12 protein-coding genes are annotated in these 12,834 nt (G+C 64.4%); 9 read left to right on the forward strand and 3 right to left on the reverse strand.

The annotated features are described in order from the left end of the window. Window positions 1–46 precede the first annotated feature (46 nt). On the reverse strand, window positions 47–127 hold the full coding sequence (pqqA, locus tag ACVIYL_RS19950; RefSeq protein WP_035635412.1) for a pyrroloquinoline quinone precursor peptide PqqA: 81 nt from the start codon (window positions 125–127) through the stop codon (window positions 47–49). Between the two features lie 324 nt (window positions 128–451). On the opposite strand from pqqA, the gene ACVIYL_RS19955 reads away from it, so the two are divergent. From ACVIYL_RS19955 to ACVIYL_RS19995, 9 genes are all read left to right on the forward strand, one after another. After that, a complete protein-coding gene (locus tag ACVIYL_RS19955) occupies window positions 452–709 on the forward strand; it encodes a DUF6894 family protein (RefSeq protein WP_310882993.1) in 258 nt (85 codons plus the stop codon). Between the two features lie 166 nt (window positions 710–875). Further along, window positions 876–2,147 (forward strand): PQQ-dependent sugar dehydrogenase, encoded by a 1,272-nt coding sequence (locus ACVIYL_RS19960; RefSeq protein ID WP_156436013.1) that lies wholly within the window; start codon window positions 876–878, stop codon window positions 2,145–2,147. 111 nt (window positions 2,148–2,258) lie between these two features. After that, window positions 2,259–2,825 (forward strand): c-type cytochrome, encoded by a 567-nt coding sequence (locus ACVIYL_RS19965; RefSeq protein WP_253625784.1) that lies wholly within the window; start codon window positions 2,259–2,261, stop codon window positions 2,823–2,825. A 71-nt stretch (window positions 2,826–2,896) separates the two neighbouring features. Continuing rightward, on the forward strand, window positions 2,897–4,288 hold the full coding sequence (locus tag ACVIYL_RS19970; protein ID WP_456779545.1) for an amidase family protein: 1,392 nt from the start codon (window positions 2,897–2,899) through the stop codon (window positions 4,286–4,288). 1 nt (window position 4,289) lies between these two features. Further along, a complete protein-coding gene (locus ACVIYL_RS19975; RefSeq protein ID WP_168856944.1) occupies window positions 4,290–4,766 on the forward strand; it encodes a glutathione peroxidase in 477 nt (158 codons plus the stop codon). Further along, window positions 4,763–5,023, forward strand: a complete 261-nt coding sequence (locus tag ACVIYL_RS19980) for a DUF3297 family protein (RefSeq protein WP_253625786.1) — start codon at window positions 4,763–4,765, stop codon at window positions 5,021–5,023. Before ACVIYL_RS19975 ends, ACVIYL_RS19980 begins: the two co-directional genes overlap by 4 nt. 113 nt (window positions 5,024–5,136) lie before the next feature. Then, window positions 5,137–6,306: a mandelate racemase/muconate lactonizing enzyme family protein gene (locus ACVIYL_RS19985; protein ID WP_456779546.1), complete on the forward strand. Its 1,170-nt coding sequence runs from the start codon at window positions 5,137–5,139 to the stop codon at window positions 6,304–6,306. Between the two features lie 183 nt (window positions 6,307–6,489). After that, entirely contained in the window at window positions 6,490–7,551 is a 1,062-nt protein-coding gene (locus ACVIYL_RS19990; RefSeq protein WP_310882996.1) for a hypothetical protein, read from the forward strand. Window positions 7,552–7,851: 300 nt separating this feature from the next. Next, complete coding sequence (locus ACVIYL_RS19995; RefSeq protein ID WP_456779547.1) at window positions 7,852–10,215, forward strand: TonB-dependent receptor; 2,364 nt, start codon at window positions 7,852–7,854, stop codon at window positions 10,213–10,215. A 228-nt stretch (window positions 10,216–10,443) separates the two neighbouring features. On the opposite strand, the gene ACVIYL_RS20000 is transcribed toward ACVIYL_RS19995, so the two are convergent. Together ACVIYL_RS20000 and ACVIYL_RS20005 are read right to left on the reverse strand one after the other, a co-directional pair. Then, a complete protein-coding gene (locus ACVIYL_RS20000) occupies window positions 10,444–11,796 on the reverse strand; it encodes a malonyl-CoA decarboxylase (RefSeq protein WP_057014905.1) in 1,353 nt (450 codons plus the stop codon). A gap of 158 nt (window positions 11,797–11,954) precedes the next feature. After that, window positions 11,955–12,767: an AraC family transcriptional regulator gene (locus ACVIYL_RS20005; protein WP_310883474.1), complete on the reverse strand. Its 813-nt coding sequence runs from the start codon at window positions 12,765–12,767 to the stop codon at window positions 11,955–11,957. Window positions 12,768–12,834 lie beyond the last annotated feature (67 nt).

Raw genomic sequence — 12,834 nt, forward strand, 5'->3', positions numbered from 1 at the left:
ATGTCCACCTGCGCTAAAACGCTAAACGTGTAGAGGGCGCTGCCGCTTACTTGCGGGTTGCGCACATATACATGTTGATTTCCATGCCGACCGACACTTCGACGATCTTCGGTGCTTTCCAGGCCATTTGGCTCTCCTTGTTGCAACCGGACGAACTTTCCGCCCTGCAGAGTAAACTACTGTGGTTGGAAAAGTTCGCCAGTTAAATTTTCTGTAAGGTGCCGCCTCGAAGGGCATGCTGCACTGCGGCAAGCAAATCTTACCCACTCACAAATTTGTGCGCGCGTTTCCCGTCAAAAGCCCGTGGCATCAGACCTTTTTCCTGTTGTTCGCCACACGGTGAATGGTGATGTTGGAATAAGTAAACAGCAGCCCGCGGTCCTCCGAAGGTCCCGGTGGCGATCCATGCTTCCCTGTGACGGGAGGCGACTAACCGAGCCGAGTTCAGCCGATGCCACGCTATTTCTTCAACACCCGTATCGGTGACGAGCTGATCTCCGATCCCGACGGCGAAATCCTGCGGGACCCCGATCGTGCGTGGGAAATGGCGCGGGCGATGATTCGCGAACTGCTCAAGACCGAGGGCGCCGATGGCGCGCTGCTCAGCGCCGTGATCGAGGTGACCGACGACGAGGGCGAGGTCGTGCTGGAGTTTCCATTCACCGAGGCGATTCTCGATCGCCCGGACCATTCGATGACAAGGCACTGACGCGCGCTGGCCCGCCGCGCGGCCACAACCATGCGTTGGCCGATGCCAGCATGTTTCCGATTGCAATTGTCCGGACAAATTCGCAAGACTATGAACGGAAAGCCGAACCGCGCCGCGTGACGTCAATGGCGCAATCAACAACGGCTTCCACCCAGGGGAGATCTTCATGAAAAAACACTCGTTCGCACCGCGCAGCTTGCTGCTCGCGGGGGCCATGCTCGGGGCGTTCACGCTCTCTGCTGCGGCGCAACAGCCGGCCGCGCCGGCGGCAGGTGCCGCCCCCGCCGCCCAGCCGCTGCCGCCTGGCTCGCCCTTGATCGGGCGTCCGGACAATGAAGCCGCCGCCAAGCTCGCGCCGGTGGCGCCGCCGCCGCTGCCGTCCGCGCCCGACAAGCTGCCGCTCGCCAAGCTCAAGGCGCCGGCCGGCTTCAATGTCGAGGTCTATGCGGCCGGCATGGCCAATGCGCGCTCGCTGGCGCTCGGCGACAAGGGCACGGTGTTCGTCGGCAGCCGCCTCGTCGACAAGGTCTATGCGATCGTCAACAAGGACGGCAAGCGCTCGGTCAAGGTGATCGCCTCCGGCCTCTATCGTCCGAACGGCGTCGCCTTCAAGGACGGCACGCTCTACATCGCCGAACTCTCGAAGGTCTCCAAGATCGACAAGATCGAGGACAATCTGGATAACCCGCCGAAGCCCACCGTCATCTACGACAAGCTGCCGAAGGACGAGGCGCATGGCTGGAAGTTCATCGCCGTCGGTCCCGACAACAAGCTTTATGTTCCGGTCGGACAGCCCGGCAACAACGTGCTGCATGATGCCGACCACGGCCAGATCCGCCGCATGAATCTCGATGGCTCCGGCGCCGAGGTCTACGCGCTCGGCGTGCGCAACACGGTCGGCTTCGACTGGAATCCCGAGAACAAGCAGATGTACTTCACCGACAACGGCCGCGATTGGCTGTCGGAGACGGTGCCGGAAGACGAGCTCAACCGCATCACCAAGGCGGGCGAGGATTTCGGCGCGCCGTACTGCTACCAGGGCAACATCATCGACCAGGAGCTCGGCTGGGGCAAGACCTGCAAGGACTACACCGCGCCGGTCGGCCTGATGGGCCCGCATACCGCGTCGCTCGGCATGCGCTTCTACACCGGCAGCATGTTCCCGAAGACCTACAAGAACGTGATCTTCGTCGCGCGTCACGGCTCCTGGAACAAGTCGCAGAAGCAGGGTGGTGACGTGGTCGCCGTCAGGCTGAACAAGGACGGCACCGTGAAGTCGATGGAGCCGTTCCTGACCGGCTTCCTCGAAGACAACAAGTATGTCGGCCGCCCGGTCGACGTGATGCTGCTGAAGGACGGCTCGCTGCTGGTCTCCGACGACTGGAACGGCGCGGTCTATCGCGTCAGCTACGGCAAGCCGAAGGTCGCCAATCAGTAACAACCACCAACGTCATTCCGGGCTGGTGCGACAGCACCAGACCCGGAATCTCGAGATTCCGGGTTCGCCCTTCGGGCGCCCCGGAATGACACTGAAAGTCAGGAGCAGCCGATGCGTAAGTTCATGATCCCTGTGCTCCTGTTTGCATCCGCTCTTTCCGCAAATGCCGAGACCATCCAGGAGCGCGCCGCGGCGTGCTTTGCCTGCCATGGCGAGCATGGCACGTCGGAGACCGAGAACACGCCGTCGCTTGGCGGCCAGACGGCGCCCTATGCGCTGATCCAGCTCTTCATGTTCCGCGAGAAGCTGCGGGTGTTCGACCCGATGAACGAGATGGCGAAGCCGCTGACCGACGACGATTTGCGCAGCTTCTCGGATTTCATCGCGACCCTGCCGAAGCCCACGCCGCCCGCTGACGCCGGCGATCCGGCGCGGATGGCGCGGGGCCAGGCGCTGGCGCAGCAGAACCGCTGCAACAGCTGCCACAACACCGATTTCTCCGGCAAGGAGAATGTCCCGCGCATCGCCAACCAGCGCGAGGACTACCTCGCCAAGACGCTGGCCGAATACAAGGACAACAGCCGCCATGGCTATGACGCCACCATGGCCGACGTGATGCAAACGGTCACCAAGGAGCAGATCGGCGACCTTGCCTATTACATCGCGCATGTCCGCTGAAACATCAGGCGGCGGACCGCTGGCCATGTTCTCCGCGCGGCGCTAAAACGCAGCGTCACACGGAGTTGCACATGCAGGATATTTGGCGTCTGTCGGCGGCCGAGCTCGCCAGCCTCATCAGATCGAAGAAGGTGTCGGCGAAGGAGGCAGCGGAGGCCGGGCTCGCCCGGCTCGACGCGGTCAACCCGAAGCTCAACGCGGTGGTCGATCACCGGCCGGACGACGTGCTGGCGCAGGCGGCCAAGATCGATGCGGCCATCGCGCGCGGCGAGGCGGTCGGGCCGCTCGCCGGCGTACCCGTTACCATCAAGGTCAATGTCGACCAGGAGGGCTACGCCACCACCAACGGGCTGAAGGCGCAGCGCGATGTCATCGCCAAGGTCGACAACCCGGTGGTCGCCAATCTGCGCAAGGCCGGCGCGGTGCTGCTCGGCCGCACCAATTGTCCGGCGGTCTCCTACCGCTGGTTCACCACAAACCTCATTCACGGCGACACCAAGAACCCGCGCGATCCCGGCATCACCCCGGGCGGCTCGTCCGGCGGCGCGGGCTCCGCGGTCGCGGCCGGCATCGGCCACATCGCGCACGGCACCGATATCGCCGGCTCGGTGCGCTATCCGGCCTATGCCTGCGGCGTGCACGGCCTGCGGCCAAGCATGGGCCGCATCCCGGCCTTCAATTCGGCTTTGCCGGAGCGGCCGATCGGCCCGCAGATCAGCGCGGTGTCGGGCCCGCTGGCGCGCACCGTCAACGATCTGCGCATTTCGCTCGCGGCGATGTCGGCGCCGGACTATCGCGATCCCTGGTATGCGCCGGTGCCGCTTGAGGGTCCGCCGCGCGAGAAGCGCGTTGCGATGTGCCTCAATCCGGATGGTCTCGATCCGGTGCCGGAAGTGATCGCCGCGGTGGCCGACGCCGGCAAGCGCTTGCAGAAGGCCGGCTGGATCGTCGAGGAAGTTGCAAACACGCCGTCCTTGCGCGAGGCGGCCGAAATCCAGACCCGGCTCTGGCTCGGCGACGGCTATGAGGCCCAGCTCGCCTTCGCCGAGCGCGAGGGCGATCCCGGCGCACTGGCCTGCCTGCGCGGCGTCCGCGCCCGGGTGCATCCGTTCGACCTGTCGCAGGCACTGACCCGCCGCGCGACCCTGACGCGCGAATGGTTCGCCTTCTTCGAGAAATATCCGGTGCTGCTGATGCCGGTGTCCGGCGAGCTACCGTTCCCCGACCATCTCGACCGCAAGGACGAGGCGTCGTTCGCGCGGGTGTGGCACGCGCAGCTGCCGCAGATCGCGATCCCGTTCATGGGGCTTCCCGGGCTCGTCGTCTCCACCGGTCTCGTCGGACGGATTCCGGTCGGCGTGCAACTGGTGGCCGGACGCTACCGCGAGGATCTCTGCCTTGCCGCTGGTGAAGCGGTCGAGGCCGGTGGCACGCCGTCGTCTCCGATCGATCCGGTCAGTTGAGATGGCGACCGTTTACGATTTCACCGCCAAGTCGCTCGCCGGCGACGACGTGCCGCTGCAGCGGTTCGAGGGCCAGGTGCTGCTGATCGTGAACACGGCGAGCGCCTGCGGGTTCACGCCGCAATACAAGGGCCTGCAGGAGCTGCACGCCGGCCTCTCGGCGCGCGGCTTTGCCGTGCTCGGCTTCCCCTGCAACCAGTTCGGCGCGCAGGAGCCGGGCGATGCGAAGCAGATCGCCGCGTTCTGCGAGACCAACTACGCCGTGACGTTTCCGATGTTCGCCAAGATCGACGTCAATGGCTCAGGTGCGCATCCATTGTACGAACACCTGAAACGTGAGAAGTCGGGCCTGCTCGGGCCCGCGATCAAATGGAACTTCACCAAGTTCCTGGTCGATCGCGCCGGCAAGGTCGTGGCGCGGCATGCGCCGACCGCCCGGCCCGAAGGATTGAGGAAGGATATCGAGGCGCTGCTATGAGCGACGACAACGACACCAACGACCAATTCCCCGACCGCCTCTCGGTCGATCCGAACAGCCCGTACTACAATGCGGATATTCTCGCCCGCGATGTCGGCATCCGATTCAAGGGTGTCGAGAAGACCAATGTCGAGGAGTACTGCATCAGCGAAGGCTGGGTCCGCGTCACCGCGGGTAACGCCAAGGACCGTTACGGCAATCCGCTGACCATCAAGGTGCACGGGCCGGTCGAGCCGTATTTCCGGGACAAGACGTAGCAACCGTCATTCCGGGATGGTCCGAAGGACCAGACCCGGAATCTCGAGATTCCGGGTTCGATGCTTCGCATCGCCCCGGAATGACGTGCCTAACAAATTGCGAAAGCAGCGCCATGTCCGTCCGCATCGTCGACGTCCGCGAAATCACAAAACCGATCTCCTCGCCGATCCGCAACGCCTATATCGACTTCACGAAGATGACCTCGAGCCTGGTGGCCGTGGTCACCGACGTGGTGCGCGACGGCAAGCGGGTGGTCGGTTACGGCTTCAATTCCAACGGCCGTTACGGGCAGGGCGGTCTGATCCGCGAGCGCTTTGCGCCGCGCCTCAAGGAAGCCGATCCGAAATCGCTGCTCGATGCCGATGGCGGCAATCTCGATCCGGACAAGGTCTGGTCGACGCTGATGTCGAACGAGAAGCCGGGCGGCCATGGCGAGCGCTCGGTCGCGGTCGGCACCATCGACATGGCGGTGTGGGACGCGGTGGCGAAGATCGCGGGCAAGCCGCTGTTCCGGCTGCTCGCCGAGCGCCACGGGCTATCAGCCAATCCGCGCGTCTTCGTCTACGCAGCCGGCGGCTACTACTATCCTGGCAAGGACCTCGGCGCGCTGCGCAAGGAGATGCGTGGCTATCTCGACCGCGGCTACAACGTCGTGAAGATGAAGATCGGCGGCGCGTCGCTTGGCGAGGACCGCGAGCGCATCGAGGCGGTGCTGAAGGAGATTGGCAGCGCGGCGCAGCTTGCGGTCGACGCCAACGGCCGCTTCGATCTGGAAACCGCGATCGCCTACGCCAAGATGTTGCGTGAGTATCCGCTGTTCTGGTACGAGGAGGCCGGCGACCCGCTCGACTACGCGCTGCAAGCCGCGCTGGCCGAGTTCTATCCCGGCTCGATGGCGACCGGCGAGAACCTGTTCAGCCACCAGGATGCGCGGAACCTGATCCGCTACGGCGGCATGCGGCCGGACCGCGACTGGCTGCAATTCGATTGCGCGCTGTCCTACGGGCTCTGCGAGTATCAGCGCACGCTCGAGGTGCTGAAGACCCACGGCTGGTCGCCGAGCCGCTGCATTCCGCATGGCGGCCACCAGATGTCGCTCAACATCGCGGCCGGCCTCGGCCTCGGCGGCAATGAGAGCTACCCCGACCTGTTCCAGCCCTATGGCGGGTTCCCGGATGGCGTGCGCGTCGAGGGTGGCCACATCGTGATGCCCGACCTTCCGGGCATCGGCTTCGAGGGCAAATCCGATCTCTACAAGGAGATGAAGGCGCTGGCGGACTAAGTCCGGCCCGCGAGTGCCGATCCGCTGGGCGCGGGGTGGGCATGAGCTTGCTCGCAAAATAATGTGAGCAATGCTCAAGAAATTATTGAACGTTGCTCATTTCCGGATATACTCATGAGAACAGGGCGTCTTTGTCCCGGATGATCGGGAGCAGGCGCAAAAACCGGCCGTGAGGATAGCCGTATGCCATATTCAGCCAAGGATCTCCGGGACGCCGCCAATGCCGGAGTGATCAGCCCCGCCGATCTGGAACGGTTGCTCGCTTTCCTGGCGAGCAGCGCCGGGCAGGGGCCGGCGGGCGATGCAAGTCCCGCCGCCAAATTCGATGCCGCGCATGTGCTCTGGTACGCCGGCGCGCTCATCGTGATCGGTGCCATGGGCCTGTTCTCGACCCTGGCCTTCACCCAGATGGGCGGCCGCGCGCTCACGGCATGCGCGATCGCCTATGCGGTCGGGTTCAGCGTGGCGGGTCACCACCTCTGGCACGACAAGAATCTGCGGGTTCCCGGCGGCCTGCTGATCGCGATCGCGGTCTCGATGGCGCCGCTCGCGGTCTACGGCATCCAGGACGAGCTTGGCTGGTGGGGCAAGTTCGGCAAGCCGGGAACCGTGCAGGACTTCTACGTCTGGGTGAAGGGCAGCTGGATCTTCATGGAGATCGCGACCGTCGCCGCCGGCGTCGTGGCGCTGCGCTACTACCGCTTCGCCTTCATCGTCGCGATCATCTCGGTCGCGCTGTGGTTCATGTCGATGGACCTGGCGCCGTGGTTGAGCGGCGTGGCTCACGCCGATTTCGAGATGCGCCGCAGGGTGTCGATCTGGTTCGGGCTTGCCGTGCTCGCGGTCGCGTGGATCGTGGACTATCGCAGCCGCAACGGCGACTTTGCGTTCTGGCTGCATCTGTTCGGCCTGATGGCGTTCTGGGGCGGAATTAGCGCGTCCGAAGGCTCAACCGAATTGAGCAAGGCGGTGTACTGCCTGCTCAATGTCGGCCTGATCGTGATCGCCGTGATTTTGATGCGGCGCGCCTATGCGGTGTTCGGCGCGTTCGGAATCTGCCTCTATCTCGGCCATCTCGCCGACGTCGTCTTCAAGGACTCGCTGTGGTTTCCGTTCTCGCTGTCGCTGATCGGCATTGCCGTGATCGCCGCAGGCCTGCTCTACCATCGCAACGAGCGTGCGATCACCGGCTGGATCGATGCGCATCTGCCGGCGGGGTTGCGGCCGCGGTCCGCAACCGCGTGACCGCGACGTCCTGATCGTTTTAGAACCGCTACAATCTGGAATCGCTACAAGAAGTGCGGCGCGCAAGCGCCGCTCTTCGTTTCCAGGCGCAAATCCGGAAGCCAACAGAAACCATTCGCATCCTTGACTTTTCCGACCCTGCGCTCGCCGCGAGGTGTATCCGCGTCCATTCGTCGCGAATTTATTCCGTCGTCACGCAAAAATTTTCCCGCGCCCGTCGTCTGGACGCACAGCGCCTCACCTCCCTAGAGGACGGCGTATCGCCTTCAGCGAAGGCGAGAGTTGCTTGGGGACGACGTCATGACATCAAGAACACAAGCCCATCGTCGCACTGTCTTGCTTGCGCTGCTCTCGGCGAGCTATCTCGCGCTGAGCGTTCCGCTCGCTACATCTGCCGCACAGGCGCAATCGGCGCCGGCGCCGGCCGACGCCTCGCCGCTGCCGCCGGTGACGGTCACCCCGCCGGCCACGCAACGCCGCCGCAGCGCGCCGTCGACGTCGCGTAGCACCACCGCAGCACGAGGCCGCCGCACCCAGACGGCACGGCGGATCGCGCCCGCGACGGCGGCAAAACCCTTCGCGGAATCGCAGGACGCCCGCACCGGCACGTCGGGCTATTTCGCCAACAGTACGTCGGTTGCGACCAGGACTAACACCGCGATCGTCAACATCCCGCAATCGCTCAACGTGATCACGCGGGAGCAGATCCGCGACCAGAACTATCAGGGCCTCACTGACGTCACCCGCTATGTCCCCGGCGTTGCCGTGCATCAGGGCGAGGGCAATCGCGACGAGCTCGTGATCCGCGGCGTCGATTCCAGCGCCAACTTCTTCGTCAACGGCTTTCGTGACGACGTGCAGTATTTCCGCGACATGTACAACGCCCAGAGCATCGAGGTGCTGAAGGGGCCGAGCGCGCTGACCTTCGGCCGCGGCGCTGGTGGCGGCCTGCTCAACCGCACGCTGAAGGAAGCCGACGGCAACCGCGTCTACGAGGCGACGGCGCAAACCGGCTCGTGGGGCGATCGCCGCGTCAGCCTCGATGCCGGACAGGCGATCAACGACAACGTCGCAGCAAGGCTCAACGTGTTCTACGAGGGGGCCGACGCCTTCCGCGATTTCAATCATCTGGAGCGCTACGGCATCAATCCGACGGTGACGCTGAAGCCCGACGACAACACCAAAATCAAACTGAGCTACGAGTACTTTCACGACGAGCGCACCGCCGATCGCGGCAATCCCTCGCAGGGTCTGCCGGGCGGCGCGACCCGCTTCAACCCGACCACGCCGTTCGCGCCGAACGGCGACTTCTCGACCTTCTTCGGCAGCCCAAGCCTGAACACTGCGCAGGCGACGGTGCAGACCGGCATGGCCATCATCGAGCACGATTTCGAGAACGGGCTGACGGTGCGCAACGGCACCATCGCCGCCGACTACCAGAAATTCTATCAGAACGTCTATCCGACCGGCGGCCCGCTCGCCGGCGCGGTCAATCCCGCCGACACCGCGGTCAACCTCGGCGCCTATCAGCACACGACGAACCGCGACAATGTCTTCAACCAGACCGATTTCACCTACAAGACCTGGACCGGGCCGCTGTTCCACACGGTCGGCTTCGGCACCGAGTTCGGCCGGCAGACCGGCGTCGATATCCGTAACACCGGCGTGTTCCCGAACGGAACCAACACCATCGTGCAGAACCCGTTCGCGCCGACCTATTTCGGCCCGGTGACGTTTCTTCACCACCTCACCGGCACCAATAGCGACGGCGTCACCACGCCCGATTCGAACAGCCGCTACGCGCTGAACATCCAGTCCGGCTATCTCAGGGACACCATCGAGATTTCGCGCGCCGTGCAGATCATCGCCGGCGCGCGGTTCGATCGCTACGACATGTCGGCCACCGACATGAACACCAACATCAATCGCAATCGCGTCGACAATCTGGTGTCGCCGCAGGGCGCCCTGATCATCAAGCCGATCGATTCGATGTCGGTCTATACCGCCTACAGCGTCTCGTTCCTGCCGGCCTCGGGCGACCAGTTCAGCGCGCTGAACGACGGCACCCTGATCCTGCAGCCGCAGCGCTTCGAGAATGTCGAGCTCGGCATGAAGTGGAACATCAATCCGAAGCTGCTGTTCTCGACCGCGGTCTACAATCTGAACCGCACCAACCAGCCGATCGCCGACGGCAACAATCCCGGCTTCTTCTTTCCCTCCGGCAGCACGCTCACGCGAGGCGTCGAGGCGAGCCTGACCGGCTATGTCACCGAGCAGTGGCAGTCGTCGCTGGCCTATGCCTACACCGACGCGAAGATCACCGGCGCGACCTCGGCGACCGTCGTACCCGGCAACCGCGTCCAGCTGGTGCCGTACAATCAGTTTGCCTGGTGGAACAAGTATCAGTTCACGCCGATGTGGGCGGCCGCGCTCGGCGTGATCTATTTCGGCGATTCCTTCGCCTCGTCCGACGACACGGTGCGCCTGCCGGGCTTCGTGCGCTTCGATGCGGCGATCTATGCCAAGATCGACGAGACCTGGAGCGCCCAGCTCAACGTCGAGAACATTTTTGACAAGGGCTATTGGGCGTCGGCCGACGGCAACAACAATATCTCGCCGGGACAGGGGCGGACGGTGCGGCTGATGGCGCGGGCGAGGTTCTAGGCGGCGGCCATGATGAATGCTGGGACGTCATTGCTGTCGCCCCGTCATCCTGAGGAGCCGCAAAGCGGCGTCTCGAAGGATCGACGGCCACCGGCCGGGCCGTGCATCCTTCGAGGCTCGCTCCGCTCGCACCTCCAGCGACAATGGCGAAGCCATTGCGCGGGGATGACGGTGTTGGAATGCGAGCGCTCCCAGTCGTCGTTGCAATGACGTGGATAGAGCGGCGTCCTACCCCAACCGCATGTCCAGCAGCCGCCGGCCTTCGCCCTTCAACAGCTTCTTCACCGCGCTCGAGGCGATCACCTCGCCATTGTTGGCGTAGGCTTCGTGGTTCTTCTCGATGTCGTCGAGGCGGTAGAGGTAGTTGACCATGATGCCGGCGGATTCGCGCAGGCCCTTGGGTGAGAGGTCGCCGAGCCAGTTGATCCGCTCCAAGCGTGCGCCGTTGCCGAGATGGAAGCGCGCGACCGAATCGATCAGTCGTCCCTTCGGCGTGCGCGCCTTCAGGAAATAGTAGGCGGCAAGCGGCTCCAGCACGGCGCGCAGCTGGGTGGCGAGCTCGGCGTTCTCGAACCAGTCGGGCTTGCCGAGGCTTTCCAGCAGCTGGCGGTCCTCCTCTGTGAGCGGCACGTCGTCGGCCTGCTTGACCCACTGCATGAAGCCCGGCACCGGCGACAGAGTCACGAAGTTGTCGAGCTTCGGCAATTCGCGGCGCAGCTCCTCGACCACCTGCTTGATCAGGAAGCTGCCGAAGGAGATGCCGCCAAGGCCGCGCTGGGTGTTGGAGATTGAATAGAACACTGCGGTGCGGGCGCGCTCGACCGGCACCGGCTCGCGCTCTTCGGCCAGCAGCGGCGCGATTGCGCCCGGGATGGCTTCCGTGAGCGCGACCTCGACGAAGATCAGCGGCTCGTCGGCCAGCGCCGGATGGAAGAAGGCGTAACAGCGGCGATCGATCGGATCGATGCGGCGGCGCAGATCGTCCCAATCGCGGATCTCGTGCACCGCCTCATAACGGATGATCTTCTCCAGAATATTGGCCGGAGACGACCAGTCTATCCTGCGCAGCACGAGGAATCCCCTGTTGAACCAGGACGAGAGCAGATGCACCACGTCGCGATCGAGCGCGGCAAGGTCCTTGTTGCCCTTCATCAATGAAAGCAGATCCGAGCGGATCGACACCAGCTCGCCAGTGCCGCCCGGCGCGCGATTGAGCCGGCGGATCAATTCCTGGCGGCGCGGCTCGGAGGCGAAATGCAGGTCGCTGGCGTCGTCGCCATTGGCTTTGGCGCGCCAGCTTTCGATCGCCTGCGCCAGCTTGGCGTGATCGGGGCCGAAATCGCGGGCCAGCGTCTGGAAGAACGACAGCCGTCCGGCGGCATCGAGGTGGTGGTAGCGGTCGAGTACTTCGCGCGCCATCGCGGTGCCGGAGGCTTCGCCGCGGCCGGACAGCAGTGCTTCGCACAATTCCAGCAGTTCGGACGCATCCTGCTTGTCGTTGGCCGGGCTGGCGCGGCCGAGCAGGACGCGGCCGCGTTCGGAAATCGTCGAGAGCAGATCGGAGAAGAAGGCATTGGCCATGAGCAGGTCGTATCCAGCAGGTCGTATCCAATGAAGCCGGACCTTACACGGGATTTAAGGTCGGGAGCACAGCAATCAAGCGCATGGATCGTACGGAAATATGTCGCAGCGCGACAGCGGTATAATTCGTCGTCGCTGCGCCCGGTGACAAACCCGGTTCACGTTTTCTCGCACGTTTTCTCCGCGAACGCGGTCGGTGTCTTGCCGGTAACCTGGCGGAACGCGTGGGAAAATGCCGGTACGCTGGCATAGCCGAGGTCGGAGGCGACCTGCTTGACCGAAACATTCGCGCTGCTCGACAGGCGCTCGATCGCGGCCGCGATGCGGGCGCGCTGGCACCAGCTCTTGAACGAGAGCTGCGTTTCCGCCGAGAACAGCCGCGACAGCGTCCGCGCCGAGGTGCCGACGGTGCGCGCCAGCGCATCGATGTCGTGGTCCTGCGTCGGATCGGCCAGCACGAGGTCGGCGGCGCGGCGGCAGCGCGGCTCCTGCGGCAACGGGATGAAGGTCGCGGAGTCCTCGGCCTGGTGCAGCTCCAGCATCACGAGGCGGATCAACAGATCGGTGCGCTCGCGTCCGCATGAGGCGTCGAACAGCGCGAGGATCGCCTGGTGCACCAGCGGCGACACCCGCACCACGAATTCGTGGTCGAGGCTGTCACTGCGCTTTTCGCGCGCGAGCCAGGCCTGGTCGAAATACAGCGTGCGCATCTCGATGTCGGCAAGCACGTCGATCGCGTGCGGGAGCAGGGCAGGGACCCACACCGCGCGGTCCGGCGGCACCAGCCAGCGCCCCTTCGGCGTCGTCACCTGCATGGTGCCGCTGGCGGCATAGACCAGCTGTGCCTCGCGGTGCATGTGCGGGTCGAGCCGGACGCCCTTGCGGTAGGTGCGCGCCACCAGATGCACGCCGTCCCCGGTGACGCGCCGGTCCTGGTGGAGGGCTCTTATTGGCGGCTCAGCGATAGTCATTGGCGACATCCCGTCAGGACAAGCACCTATAACCTATTTTCGAGCAATTGAAGAATCGCGTGAGAGA

It is taken from the genome of Bradyrhizobium sp. USDA 3315, assembly GCF_054056795.1.